The following is a 13,280-nucleotide window of genomic DNA, read 5'->3' on the forward strand; positions in this document are numbered from 1 at the left end:
TGTGGGCCTGGTCTAGAAGAGAATCGCGCTGGGGCATAGCCGCTCAAGGGATGGATCTAGCATCGTAGGCAATACAGTTCTTAATATAGTAGCCCGCTCACGGAAAGCAAGGGGAATCTGTTCTCCGCAGCAGTAAGTTGGCGCCAGTGCGGAAATGGACAGTCTCCCGTTGAAGATCCTCTGATGCCTGGCGGCAAAGCGGCTGATTCACAGTCCCTATGGCGATCCTATAGACACGCCACGTCCCTGGGGATCTGGGAAATCCCATGGCCAGCTCCTTGATGGCCAATGATGGCGCCATCAGCATCTACTGTGTAAGAAAAGTCAGGGGCATCTTCAGGCCCAGGCGGAATGAGTCTCTCCGTCTGCCTGTCTATCAGTAACCAGTCAGTGTACTAATCCGCCGGTTGGGTAGCGTTTAGCCTAGGCGCGCTTTCCCAGGGTTAACGTTGTCTAACCCAGGCAACCATTTGTGACCGCCAAGGAGTCTACCATGTCGTCCGGTCGCCATGCTCATCTACCTGGGAGCCGCCGCCAGGGACTACTGATCACAGCCTTGTCCTTGGCCCCCTCCCAGCTCATCGGCAGTGCGTTCAATATTTGGTACAACCTCAGCCATATTCAACCGCTGCTGACCCCGGTCCAGCATCAGGTGTTTCAAGAGGCGATTGGGGTCTTTAATCTGACGGTGTATCCCGCCGCCATGGTCTTTTGGTTCTGGCTGTTTTTCTCCCTGCGGCCCGTGGCTAGTCGTCTGCTGGCGGATCAGCCGGTACCGCCTGCCCGACTGATGGCGGCCCAACGGCGGGTGATCAACCTACCCTGGTTGTCCATGCTGGTGGCTGGGATTGGCTGGCTCTTATGTATCCCGGTGTTTCTGACGGTGCTAGAGCGGACCGCTGACCCCTTGGCCCCCCAGGTGTGGATTCACCTGCCCATTTCCATCTTGATTTCCACGGTGATTGCCCTCACCCACGGCAGCTTCACCATCGACCTCCTCAGCCAACGGTTGCTCTATCCCCTCTTTTTTCGCCAGGCCCATCCGGCTGAGATTCCCGGGGCCTATCCCCTCACCCTGAAAAATCGCATTACCTTCTGGGCGGTCTCCGCCAGCATCTGCCCCATTGCTTCCTTGTTGTTGCTGGAGTTTGTGCCCAATGCCAACAATATGGGGTCGTTTTCTCTGTTGGTGGGGCTGTTGGGCATGGGGTTTAGCCTGGTCAGTGCCTGGATGCTGTCTCAGCTGGTGGTGGAGCCGGTGGACATGCTGCAGGATGCGGCTAAACGGGTTGCCCAGGGTGATTTAACGGTGCAAATTACCCAACCCCGGGGGGATGAGTTCGGCACCTTAATCGATGCCTTCAATGCCATGGTGACGGAACTGCGAGACAAGCAGCATCTGTTGGAAACCTTCGGCCGCCATGTGGGAGAACAGGCGGCCCGGCAGATTCTGCAGCAGGATCCGGGGTTGGGAGGGACCGAACAGGTGCTGACGGTGATGTTTGCCGATCTGCGAAACTTTACCGCCCGCTGCAATCACAGTACCCCCCAGGAGATCGTGGCCCTACTCAACCTCTTCTTGGCTGACATGGTGGAGATCGTGGAGCACCAGCATGGGGGCATGGTGAATAAGTTTCTGGGGGATGGGTTTATGGCCCTATTCGGCGTGGGGGAGCCGGACGGCGACCATGCTGCCCGTGCGATCGCATCGGGTCAAGCCATGCTGGGCAGTTTAGAACAGCTGAATCGAATCTTGGCCGAGAAAAACATCGCGCCGCTGGCCATTGGCATCGGCCTGCACACCGGCCCGGCAGTGGTGGGGAGCATTGGCTCCCCCCAGCGGTTAGAATACACCGCCATCGGCAGCACGGTGAATATTGCCTCTCGGGTAGAAAGCCTGACCAAGACCGTTGGCTATCCCCTGCTGTTCACCGCCGCCACCCGTGTCGCCCTGCCCGCGGATATACCCCTGCAGGCCCTGCCCCCCCAGCCAGTGCGGGGGTTAGATCAGCCGCTGCCGGTGTTCTCCCTGACCCAGTCGGTACGCCTGGACAGGAGTGCCCCTGGCACAGCGAAGGGTAATAGGTCCGGTGAGTCTGGTGCTTAGCCCTTAAAGACATCCCGGGTAAATAGCACCAATACGGCTCCGAACACCATAGCGGCAAGTGCAAAATCCATCGACTCCTCCTTAAATCGCAATCAGTGACAAATAGGTGCATCAACGGTGACGACGGTAGCGCTATATCTAACCAAACCCCTTCCTGAGGTTAAGACTGCCGCAGCACTCCAGATCAGTGCATCTCAGAGGCCTTAGCAAAGCCTTCGTAGTCCCGCTGCGCTTTCTTTACCCAGGCCGTCATGCACCTAAATTCAGCCTAGCCGGATCCTCAAGGTTTCTTATGGGGGGCCAAGCCCATCTCCCTATCCCCACCCCCCCCTGGGCATAGAAACCCAGAGCACTTTAGCAGTATGGTCATGCTGTCATCCATGACAGACATGACAGATTGAATTCATGACAGATTGAGAGGAGAGGATCACCACCATGGCTTACCAACTACCGGCCCTGCCCTACGACTACAGTGCCTTAGAACCCTACATTTCTAAGACCACCCTAGAGTTCCATCACGACAAACATCACGCCGCCTATGTGACCAAGTTCAACAATGCGGTAGCGGCAACAGAATTAGCCAGCCAGCCCATTGAGCAGGTGATTAAAACTGTGGCCAAAGATCCCACCAAGACAGGGATTTTCAATAATGCCGCCCAAGCCTGGAATCATACCTTTTACTGGAACAGCATGACCCCCGGTGGCAGTCAGCCCAGTGGCAAATTAGCCGAGAAAATTGAGACTGATTTCGGCAGTTTTGACCAGTGTGTCGAGGCCTTTAAAACAGCCGCCGCCACCCAATTTGGCAGCGGCTGGGCCTGGCTGGTGCTAGAGGATGGCCAGCTCAAGGTAACCAAAACGGCCAATGCCGACAATCCCCTTACCCATAATCAAGTGCCCCTGTTAACCATGGATGTGTGGGAACACGCCTATTATTTGGATTATCAAAACAGACGGCCCGACTACATCCAGACCTTTCTACAGCATCTGGTCAATTGGGACTTTGCTGCTGAAAATCTGGCAGCGGCCCAATAATTACCATGATTCTAGACCCTGACTATCCCCATATTGTCCTCACCTTCACCTACCGAGGTTGGTGTATTCAGATCGACCAGGGGGAATGGGACGGCGAGGTCACCTATGGTGCCTGGGCTAATCATGACCAGGGCTGTGCGGTGGCCGTCCCCTATGCCCGCTCCCGCACCGAGGCCGTGCTGCAAGCCAAGCAATGGGTGAATCGCCGCCTGCAGGGGATGCAGTCGTCCCAGTAATGTTAGGGGGCTGGTGCCATCGTCAGGACCAGATTCCGGTAGCCCTTGGCGTACAATAGCTTCGCTGCAGGAGGTCACGACTATGGGCTACTTTCGACCTGCCATTGAGGCCATGACCGGCTATGTGCCAGGGGAACAGCCGCCGCCGGGGACGCCGGTGATCAAGCTCAACACCAATGAAAATCCCTATCCGCCGTCTCCCCAGGCCATGGCAGTGCTGCACAGCCTGGATAGTGAGTGGTTGCGGCGCTATCCCGATCCCTATGGCCGTGAGGTGCGCCAGGCCGTGAGTCAGGGGCTGCAGGTACCAGAAGATTGGGTCATTGTTACCAACGGCAGCGATGATCTGCTCAATATTTTGATTCGGGCCTGTGCCGAAGGCCACAGCCGCCCCGTTGCCTATCCCACCCCCACCTATGTGCTCTACCGCACTCTGGCGGCCCTGCAACCGGCCCAGGTGATCGAGATCCCCTACCCAGAGAACTATCGACTACCGCTCGACGAGCTCGTTGCCGCCCAAGCCGCCGTCACCCTGATCGCCAGCCCCAACAGCCCCTCCGGCCACAGTGTTCCTGTGGTTGATCTGGGCCGACTAGCCCAGCGGTTGTCGGGGATCTTGGCCATTGACGAAGCCTATGTGGACTTCGCCGACACCTCAGCCCTAGAGTTAGTGCAGCAGCATGCCAATGTTCTGCTGCTGCGCACCCTATCCAAGGGCTATGGCCTAGCCGGGCTGCGGCTGGGGTTCGGCCTGGCTCAACCGGAGTTAATCGCGGGTCTGTTTAAAGTGAAAGACAGCTACACCGTCGATGCCGTGGCCATGGCCGTCGGTGCCGCTGCCCTGCGAGACCAAGCTTATAAGGATCAACGAGCCAAGCAGATCAAGGCCAGCCGCACCCGCCTAATCCGGGAGCTGCGACGCTTGGGCTTCACCGTCCCCGACTCCCAGGGCAATTTTGTCTTGGCCACCGTTCCTATGGGATCTGCCCAGGCCTTGACCCAGGCCCTGAAGCAGCGGGGCATTCTAGTGCGATACTTTAACCAACCGGGCCTGGATGACAAGCTGCGGATTACCATTGGCACCGAGGCGCAAAATCAACAGTTGCTGGAGATCTTGCAGGCATTGTTGGCCAATGCCCATTCCCTCAATTGACGCGATTCCCTATTTATAGCGTTGGCCAGTCAGCTGAGGACATAGCTGATCGCCCAATAGCCTAGCCTAGGAAGGCTGACTGGCTCGCCACCGCACACAGCATGATGGCGGTGGCTATAACGACAGGGGCGCGAGCGGCTTCCCATCCCAGTAGAGCAGCCTTGCGATCTAGGCCCCAGCGGTAGCCTCCCAAGGCCCCCGATTCTCGAATCACCCGATGGCAGGGAATCAAATAGGCAATGGGGTTGCGACCGATGGCACTGCCCACGGCCTGGCAAGCGGTGGGGCGACCGATGAGGGCGGCCACGGTGCCATAGGTCACTAGCCCTCCCGGCGGAATCTGCAGCAAGGCTTGCCACACCTGCACTTGGAAGTTGGTGCCCCGTACCAGCAGCGGCAGGGGACGGGGGAGAGACGAATGGTCATCGGGGGGGCGATGGCCCTTCAGGGCTGCTCCAGCCCCTCTAGGATGGCTTAGCCGACCATCGCCTCCCCAGGGAATCTGGCTCCAGCAGAGCCTGACTGCATCATCGTCTCGAATCAGAGTTGCCTGGGGCCAAGCCTGGCCCAGACCAGCCACGGCCTGGGTCACCTCATCAGCGAACTGGAGATGGCAAATCCCCCGGTCCGTGATCCCCATCAAGGCTAAGCCCACAGGCGTGGCATGCATACCGTAGTAAATCTGTAACCCCTGGCCCTTACCCTTGGCCTCACCCGGGGTCATGGCCTGCAGCGTCACAAACAGATCGTGGAGTCGGCCTGGCCCCGACAGCCCCACCTCCTGGCTCAGGTGTAACAGGCTCTGGGTGTTAGCCAGGCGAGCCTTAGCGGCTTCCAGGGTGAGGCAGCGCAGAAACCGCTTGGGACTGAGCCCGACCCAGCGAGTGAAGAGCCGCTGAAAGTGATACTCGCTCAAGTTGACCTGGGCAGCAATGGTGGCTAGATCAGGCTGTTCATGGCGATGCTCGACCATGAAGTGAATAGCCCGGGCCATGGCAGCATAGGTATCTGAGTGGGTGGCTGTGGAGTCGTCCGTGAGTTCAGTGACCATAAGGGTTGCAAGAACCGATGGCTTTACTTTACCTAGGCCATCACCACGACACCACCCGATTCTTGCCAAGTGTGTTCTCCCCATTTCCCCCTTCAACCCCTTCAACTTCTTCCTCTGAGACCACGAGCTTGTGTGTTACACTGATGAATCGTGGATAGGCGGGTCGGTGCCCGAGTGGTTAATGGGGGCGGACTGTAAATCCGCTGGCTATGCCTACGCTGGTTCGAATCCAGCCCGGCCCATCCACATCGCTGCCCATGTAGCTCAGTGGTAGAGCACACCCTTGGTAAGGGTGAGGTCACGAGTTCAATCCTCGTCATGGGCTCTGGATTCAACCATCCTCTGAGTCAGATAAACCGGATATCGGATCAGGAGACGGAGGTCATGGCCGGGGAGTATTGGTAGTACTCGCAGTACCAGCGGACGAATCGCTCGATGCCGGCTTCGATGGGGGTGTTGGGCTGAAAGCCGACGGCTCGCATCAGATCGTCCACATCGGCGTAGGTGGTGGGTACATCTCCCGGTTGCATCGGCTTCATGATTTTTTGGGCGGGCTTGCCCATGGCGGCTTCAATCACCTCAATGAAGCGAAGTAGCTCTACGGGTTGATGATTGCCGATGTTATAGACCTGGTAAGGGGCTCGGCTGTTGAGGCTGTCGGCGGCGATGGGGGGTGGGGGGGTGCCCATGACTCGCACCACGCCTTCGACGACGTCGTCGATATAGGTGAAATCCCGCTGCATCTGGCCGTGATTATAAACTTCGATGGGGTGTCCCTTTGCGATCGCATCCACAAACTTGAAATAGGCCATATCGGGCCGACCCCAAGGGCCATAGACCGTGAAGAAGCGCAGGCCTGTGGTGGGGATCTGGTAGAGATGACTGTAGGCATGGGCCATCAGCTCATTGGCCTTTTTGGTAGCGGCATAGAGCGAGACCGGGTGATCTACGGCATCGCTGACGGAGAAGGGCACCTTGCGATTGGCCCCGTAGATGGAACTGGACGAGGCATAGACCAGGTGCGCCACCTGCCCGTGGCGGCAGCCCTCCAGGATATTCAAAAACCCTGAGAGATTGCTGTCGCCGTAGGCAAAGGGATTACTGAGGGAATAGCGCACCCCGGCTTGGGCGGCCATGTGCAAGACATAGTCGAAGGACTGGGTCTGGAATAACTGCTGCATGCCTTCGCGGTTGGCTAGGTCCAGCTTTTCAAAGGTAAAGCCGGGATAGGGGGTGAGCTGGGCGATGCGATCGCGCTTGAGCCGCACATCGTAGTAATCATTGAGATTATCGATGCCATACACCTGCACTCCATCTGCCAGTAACCGTTGGGCTAAGAAAAATCCGATAAACCCCGCTACCCCAGTCACCAATACTTGCATATCTGCAGTTGCCCCTTGTCATGCCAACTTCTACCACAGCTTACTTCCTGAAGCAGTTTCCCCAGGCAGCTCCTGCCTACTATAGGCTAGGCGCTTAGCTCTAAGCTCATCCTGCCAGTAGCTTCATAAACTCTTGACTCTCAGCATTCAGATTATCAGCCCAGCCACTGACTGAATAAACGGGTGTTCACAAAGTCCTGGTCGTCCTTCCTGGACTCAATAGATCACCGTTTTCATGGGGGATTCTTCAACAGTGCGAGGATGCCATAGCCGCATGATTCCTACTACAGAATTCAGCCGTTTGCACAGACATCTTTCAGATAGGACACGCCTAGATCCTCAGCCGATGAATAATAGCCGAACGTCTGCCGCAGTCTACTAGGATCGCCTTTCAATATCAGTGCTACGATCAATGCGACACAAAACGACAAAACGCAAAAAGACGCGAAGAAGGACGTAGCAGTACATGCAAGAAATTGAGAGGTTGATATCCTTCGATGGGCGGGATATTCGACTCACGATTGGTTTACTGGCACCTCAGGCTGGTGGTTCGGTATTAATGCAAGCGGGTGACACCGCCGTTCTAGTCACCGCCACCCGCTCTTCAGGCCGAGAGGGAATTGATTTTCTACCCCTATTAGTCGACTACGAAGAACGGCTCTATGCCGCTGGTCGGATTCCAGGTGGTTTTCTGCGCCGGGAAGGGCGCCCTCCCGAGCGGGCGACTTTGGTCAGTCGCCTAATCGATCGTCCCATGCGCCCCCTGTTTCCCCAATGGTTGCGGGACGACATCCAGATCGTGGCGACCACCCTGTCGATGGATGAACAAGTCCCCCCAGATGTATTGGCCGCCACTGGTGCATCGGTGGCCGTGCTCATGGCCCAGATTCCATTCAATGGTCCTATGGCAGCTGTGCGGGTGGGCTTGATGGGCGACGACTTCATCATCAACCCCACTTACCATGAGATGGAGAACGGCGATCTTGATCTGGTCATTGCCGGCTCTCCTGATGGTGTGATCATGGTGGAGGCGGGAGCCAATCAGCTGCCGGAGCAGGACGTCATCGAAGCCATCGACTTTGGTTACGAAGTGGTCCAAGACATCATCAAAACTCAACAGAGTTGGTTGGATGAGTTGGGCCTCGAGATCGTCAAGGAAGCCCCTCCGGAACCGGCTCCTGAATTAGAGAACTACCTCAGCGAGAAGGCTACGGCCCCCATCAAAGAGGTGCTGAAACAGTTTGATCTCACCAAGACCGAGCGAGATAACAAACTCGATGCCATTAAGGATGACATTGCCGCCACCATTGAGGAGCTACCCGAGGATGATCCGGTCCGGGAAGCGGTGACTATCAATGCCAAAGCCCTGGGCAACACCTACAAGACTGTGACCAAGAAGTTGATGCGCCAGCAGATTGTCGAAGAAGGGGTGCGGGTTGACGGGCGTAAGTTGGACGAAGTCCGCCCGATCCGTTGCCAGGTAGGGCTGTTACCGCGACGAGTCCATGGCAGCGGTCTGTTTCAGCGAGGATTAACTCAGGTGTTATCCATTGCCACCCTAGGAACCCCTGGGGATGCCCAGATGATGGATGATTTACACCCCGAGGAAGAAAAGCGGTATCTGCACCATTACAACTTCCCTCCCTATTCTGTCGGCGAAACCCGCCCCATGCGGTCCCCAGGACGGCGTGAAATCGGCCACGGGGCCTTAGCTGAGCGGGCGTTGGTGCCTATATTGCCGCCCCAGGAAGATTTCTCCTATGTGATTCGGGTCGTTTCAGAGGTGCTGTCGTCCAATGGCTCGACTTCCATGGGGTCAGTGTGTGGTTCAACCCTAGCTCTTATGGACGCTGGGGTTCCCATTAGCAAGCCTGTCAGCGGGGCAGCTATGGGCCTGATCAAAGAAGGAGATGAGGTCCGCATTCTCACCGACATTCAGGGCATCGAAGACTTCTTAGGGGATATGGATTTCAAGGTGGCCGGCACCGACAGCGGCATCACGGCCCTGCAGATGGATATGAAGATCACCGGACTATCGGTGGATATCATTGCCAATGCCATTCAGCAGGCCCGCCCAGCCCGGCTGCACATCTTAGAGAAGATGTTGGAGGCCATCGATAAGCCCCGCACTGAACTATCGCCCTTTGCGCCTCGACTGATCTCCTTCAAGATCGATCCGGAGCAAATTGGGGCGGTGATCGGTCCCGGTGGTAAGAAAATCAAGGGCATCACCGAAGAGACCGGGGCTAAGGTAGACATTGCCGACGATGGTACGGTTACGGTCTCTGCCCTTGAGTCTGAGAAAGCCTTGAAGGCGAAAGCCCTGATTGAGGCGATTACCCATCGACCTTCGGCGGGAGATGTCTACGCCGGTAAGGTCACCCGCGTCATTCCCATTGGGGCCTTTGTTGAATTTATGCCTGGCCAGGAAGGCATGATTCATATTTCCCAATTGGCTGACTATCGGGTCAAGAAGGTAGAGGACGAGGTGAACGTCGGTGATGATGTCATCGTCAAAGTACGCGAGATCGATAGCCGTGGTCGCATCAACCTCACTCGCCCCTCAACATCCACCCCGATGAGGCGGCGGCGGCTCGGACGGCTGCCGCTACCCTGCAGTAGGCAGTAGGAGAATCGATGAGTAGGGGGAGGGGGAGAGTAAGGGAGATCAAACGGGAAAAGGCCCATTTCTCCCCTCTACCCCCCATCCACCTACCCTTTTCCCGCCAATAATTTCGTAGCACCGCCCATCCTCTGACAGTAGCTCTAAGTCCGCAATTTGCCACTCCGCTGTTTTGCTATGGCGTCTGATTTAGAAGCTCCCTGAGCCAGGCATTATCCTCTGGAGCCATCGCCGGAACAGGGCTTTGTTCATAATCCAGCACCAGGTCTCGCTTATACAAATAAGCATCACGTCCTCGACCGGGTCGCTTATTCGCAGGCGATAGTACGTCAATCACTGTAATCACCTGCTGGGTAGCCACTTCCCGCACTTCCAGATACCCCTCTTGCACTTCTAAGGGCATTGGCAACATGACCGAGATCGGCTGAGTTGGCGGTGTGGCCAAGGCTACCGGTGGCGGATTGTTAGGGGTTGTTTTGGCATGACTCACAGCAGCATTGGGAATACCAATCAGCAGGGCATCTTCGTCTGTGCCTTCACTACACTGAACACAGAACTGTCAGGGCCTGAGTGCTATGCCGTCGCCCTTTCCTGGAATGGATCCCTACTTAGAAGCCCCTAACCTGTGGCCAGAAGTTCACAGTCGGCTGATTGTGGGGATGGCCGATACTCTGGGGCCAATGCTGTTGCCTGACTATTATGTGGCGATCGAGCAGCGCACCTATCTCAATACACCAACCGATAATGTGCTGGTCGGCATTCCCGATGTGTCAGTCGTCGCTCAACGCGATCGCACAACGTCCCCGTCAACCGGCAGCGTCGCCACCGTGTCGCCTTCGGATCACCCCCAAACAGTGACCATTCCGTTGGCAGAAGAGGTGCGTGAGCGCTACTTAGAAATTCGAGAAACCAGCACCGGAAGAGTCATTACTGCCATTGAGCTACTGTCGCCGACGAATAAACGTCCAGGCGAAGGGCGCGATGCCTACCTGCACAAACGCCAGCAAGTCCTCAGTAGCGCCAGTCACCTAGTCGAAATTGATCTGTTAAGGGCAGGAATGGCGCTGCCAATCGAGGATGTGAAGACGGCTACCCATTACCGTATTCTGGTCAGCCGCAGTGAAACTCGTCCTCAAGCTCAACTCTATGGGTTTAACCTACCCGATCCCATTCCCGCTGTTCCTATCCCGCTTAAAGCTGGGGGTGATGAATCCGCCCTAAACCTGAAGCCGATTGTAGACACCCTGTACGATCGCGCTGGCTATGCCCTCCGCATTGATCTGGATACAATGCCACTTGGCACGACCGCTGAGGAACAAACCTGGATTCGCCAAATCCTTGCCCATACCTAGGATGATCTAGTTGAGGTAGACATCAACCGTCTCGGTGATAGGTGTTGTGCTCTAGTGTAATCGTTCCAAAAACGAGAAGAGCCCTGGACGAAATGCCCAGGGCTCGACGACAAAGAGTATTATGAGGCGTTAGCGGTAGCGCTGCCAGAAGTCGAGTTGCGCCCGCAGGGCTGACCGCTCTTCGTCGCTGCTGGCATACTTGAGGCGGTGGCGTAGTTCTTCTAGGTTCTGACGTCGCCGTAGGGCATCGTGGTTAGGTCTGTGCATGGCTGGCTCCTGTTGGTCAATGACATCGCAGGCAGTCAAGGTGGAGGCACTACCCGCATAACTATTCTATATTTTTTCAGTATCAACCACTACCGTTTTGTCAAAACATCAGGATTTGTTTAGCCCTTATTGCGGACGAGGCATGGTCATCCTATTTTTAAGTGCACTCCTCTTCGGGGGATTGCTATGGCTGCCGTTGCCTCCCCTGTCCTTTCCCTTGGTGGCACCAGCCATGGCCCAGGCTAATATTACGACGCCCTCCGAGGCCCTAGCGCGGCTCTTTACCCAACCATTGCTGCAAGCAGAGTGGTTCTCGCCGTCATTCTTACGGCAGATATCTCTGGCCCAGATGGAGTCTGTGATTGGGCAGTTAACGGAAACCCTGGGAGCGTTTCAGGGGGTGGAGGCCGCCGCCGATCACTGGGTGGTCGTGTTCGATGGCGGTCGGGTGACGACTCGCCTTGCCCTGGATCAGCAGGGCCGGATTCAAGGGCTGGTGTTTGAGCCCCCCGATCAGCCCATTTCCCCGGCAGAGATGGTGCAGGCGATGCAGGCGTTCCCAGGAGAAGCCCATTTACTCATACGGGCAGATGGTCAGGTGCTGGCTAGCCACGATGCCGAGCAGCCTTTGGCGGTGGGGTCGGCCTTCAAGCTGGCGGTTCTGGCTGCATTATCCCAGGAGATTAACGCCGGTAACCTGGCCTGGGAGCAAGTAGTATCGCTACAGTCCCAGTGGCGCAGCTTGCCTAGTGGCCTACTGCAGGATTGGCCCGCGAGCACCGCCCTGACTGTGGAAACCCTGGCGGCCATGATGATCTCACTGAGCGACAATACGGCCACCGATGCCTTGATCGACTTGGTGGGTCGGAAGGCGATTGAGGCCTTAAGCCCTGGCAATCGTCCCTTTCTGACGACGCGGGAATTCTTTGCCCTGAAGCATCCAGCCAATGCAGAACTGCTGCAGCGCTACCGTCAGGGGGATGAGGCGCAGCGACGGGCCTTACTGCCTTTGGTGAATCAGGCACCGCTGCCATCAAAGGACCTGTTTGAGGGGGCTCCCCTAGCCTTGGATGTGGAATGGTTCTTCCCTGCAACAAAGTTGTGCGATCTAATGGAGCCGGTGGCGGACCTGCCGTTGATGGGGATTAATCCGGGGGTGGCCAAGCCGGATGAGTGGGCTGCGATCGCATATAAGGGCGGCTCGGAACCCGGCGTCTTGAACTTAACCACGGCCCTCACCGACCGCAGCGGCCGCCGTCTCTGCGTTACCGCCACCTGGAACCGCACTGATCAGCCCCTGGAGGACATGCAACTGATTGGCCTCTACCGCAACCTACTCGCCGGCCTGCGTCAGTAAGCCCCCAGGGCCCGGGCGGCCCGCTCGAAGTCGGCGGTGGCGGCCTCGGTGGCCTCGATGTGGAATAGCTGAGATGCGATCGCAGCTGAAATGGTAAACGTATTCAACCCTTGGGCGGCCAGATAGGCCAGGTCCTCCACCCGACGAATACTGGCCACCAAGATCCGAGTAGGACTGTTCACCCCCGTCAGGGCCCGCTGCATCTGCACCAACGCCTGGCGACCATCGCCCCCCAGATCTTCAATGCGGCCCAGATAGGGAGCCGTATACTCTGCCCCCAAGGCGGCTGCCAGCAATACCTGAGGAGCAGCGTAAACTGCCGTCAGGGTCACCCGCACCCCGGCTCGAATCAACTGGCCAGCGGCCTCAACGCCCATCTGAGTACTGGGTACCTTGACCACAATGCGCTCATCCATGGCAGCTAGCTGCCGACCGATCTGGACCAAAGCCTCAAGGGAATCTCCCCAAGCCTGCATCTGCACCTCGCGCAGATTCCAGGCAAAGGCCTGCTCAGCCAGATCCTTCATCTGCTGCATGTGGCAAGGGACCTGGGCTCGCTCCAGCAGTAACGGATTGGTGGTGACACCGTAAAACACTCCTGTAGGCAGCCAGGTCTGCCACTGCTCCACATCGGCCGTATCTAAATACAGCCGCAGCTCACTGTTGGCGGCAGGAAGAAAAGCGGTCATGGGCGACTTTAGGGCTCGTCGCCGCCAT

General features: G+C 57.1%; 10 protein-coding genes, 2 tRNA genes and 2 pseudogenes. 9 read left to right on the forward strand and 5 right to left on the reverse strand.

The genetic code is table 11. From position 1 onward, the window contains the following. The first annotated feature begins 493 nt into the window (after positions 1 to 493). The 4 genes from XM38_RS21815 to hisC all read left to right on the forward strand — a co-directional run bounded on the left by XM38_RS21815 (position 494) and on the right by hisC (position 4,531). Positions 494 to 2,107, forward strand: a complete 1,614-nt coding sequence (locus XM38_RS21815) for an adenylate/guanylate cyclase domain-containing protein (protein WP_088431042.1) — start codon at positions 494 to 496, stop codon at positions 2,105 to 2,107. 435 nt (positions 2,108 to 2,542) lie between these two features. Continuing rightward, positions 2,543 to 3,142: a superoxide dismutase gene (locus tag XM38_RS21820; protein WP_080813577.1), complete on the forward strand. Its 600-nt coding sequence runs from the start codon at positions 2,543 to 2,545 to the stop codon at positions 3,140 to 3,142. 5 nt (positions 3,143 to 3,147) lie between these two features. Next, positions 3,148 to 3,378 (forward strand): hypothetical protein, encoded by a 231-nt coding sequence (locus XM38_RS21825; protein ID WP_088431044.1) that lies wholly within the window; start codon positions 3,148 to 3,150, stop codon positions 3,376 to 3,378. 82 nt (positions 3,379 to 3,460) lie between these two features. After that, a complete protein-coding gene (gene hisC / locus XM38_RS21830; protein WP_080813575.1) occupies positions 3,461 to 4,531 on the forward strand; it encodes a histidinol-phosphate transaminase in 1,071 nt (356 codons plus the stop codon). A 61-nt stretch (positions 4,532 to 4,592) separates the two neighbouring features. On the opposite strand, the gene XM38_RS21835 is transcribed toward hisC, so the two are convergent. Further along, positions 4,593 to 5,582, reverse strand: a complete 990-nt coding sequence (locus tag XM38_RS21835) for a methylated-DNA--[protein]-cysteine S-methyltransferase (protein ID WP_080813573.1) — start codon at positions 5,580 to 5,582, stop codon at positions 4,593 to 4,595. Positions 5,583 to 5,742: 160 nt separating this feature from the next. Between XM38_RS21835 and XM38_RS21840 the strand changes: the two genes are divergently transcribed. Together XM38_RS21840 and XM38_RS21845 are read left to right on the forward strand one after the other, a co-directional pair. Next, a tRNA-Tyr gene (locus XM38_RS21840) sits at positions 5,743 to 5,824 on the forward strand. A gap of 11 nt (positions 5,825 to 5,835) precedes the next feature. Further along, a tRNA-Thr gene (locus XM38_RS21845) sits at positions 5,836 to 5,907 on the forward strand. 43 nt (positions 5,908 to 5,950) lie between these two features. On the opposite strand, the gene XM38_RS21850 is transcribed toward XM38_RS21845, so the two are convergent. Beyond that, positions 5,951 to 6,964, reverse strand: coding sequence for an NAD-dependent epimerase (locus XM38_RS21850; RefSeq protein WP_080813572.1), 1,014 nt, complete (start codon positions 6,962 to 6,964; stop codon positions 5,951 to 5,953). Between the two features lie 466 nt (positions 6,965 to 7,430). Here XM38_RS21850 and XM38_RS21855 point away from each other — a divergent pair. Then, positions 7,431 to 9,586: pseudogene (locus XM38_RS21855) on the forward strand (polyribonucleotide nucleotidyltransferase). Positions 9,587 to 9,762: 176 nt separating this feature from the next. Here XM38_RS21855 and XM38_RS21860 read toward each other — a convergent pair. Next, a pseudogene (locus tag XM38_RS21860) lies at positions 9,763 to 10,116 on the reverse strand (DUF4058 family protein); the annotation flags it as partial. Between the two features lie 46 nt (positions 10,117 to 10,162). Here XM38_RS21860 and XM38_RS21865 point away from each other — a divergent pair. Next, positions 10,163 to 10,939: a DUF4058 family protein gene (locus XM38_RS21865; protein WP_080813566.1), complete on the forward strand. Its 777-nt coding sequence runs from the start codon at positions 10,163 to 10,165 to the stop codon at positions 10,937 to 10,939. Between the two features lie 129 nt (positions 10,940 to 11,068). Here the strand turns inward: XM38_RS21865 and XM38_RS26205 are convergent, their stop codons facing one another. Then, positions 11,069 to 11,206: a hypothetical protein gene (locus XM38_RS26205; protein WP_187329500.1), complete on the reverse strand. Its 138-nt coding sequence runs from the start codon at positions 11,204 to 11,206 to the stop codon at positions 11,069 to 11,071. Positions 11,207 to 11,348: 142 nt separating this feature from the next. Between XM38_RS26205 and XM38_RS21870 the strand changes: the two genes are divergently transcribed. After that, positions 11,349 to 12,563, forward strand: coding sequence for a serine hydrolase (locus tag XM38_RS21870; protein WP_080813564.1), 1,215 nt, complete (start codon positions 11,349 to 11,351; stop codon positions 12,561 to 12,563). Here XM38_RS21870 and XM38_RS21875 read toward each other — a convergent pair. After that, positions 12,557 to 13,252, reverse strand: coding sequence for a transaldolase family protein (locus XM38_RS21875; RefSeq protein ID WP_088431046.1), 696 nt, complete (start codon positions 13,250 to 13,252; stop codon positions 12,557 to 12,559). The two genes, XM38_RS21870 and XM38_RS21875, sit on opposite strands and share 7 nt — an antisense overlap. Between the last annotated feature and the right edge of the window lie 28 nt (positions 13,253 to 13,280).

Origin of the sequence: Halomicronema hongdechloris C2206, from assembly GCF_002075285.3 — a bacterium.
GTDB classification, from domain to species: Bacteria; Cyanobacteriota; Cyanobacteriia; order Phormidesmidales; family Phormidesmidaceae; genus Halomicronema_B; species Halomicronema_B hongdechloris.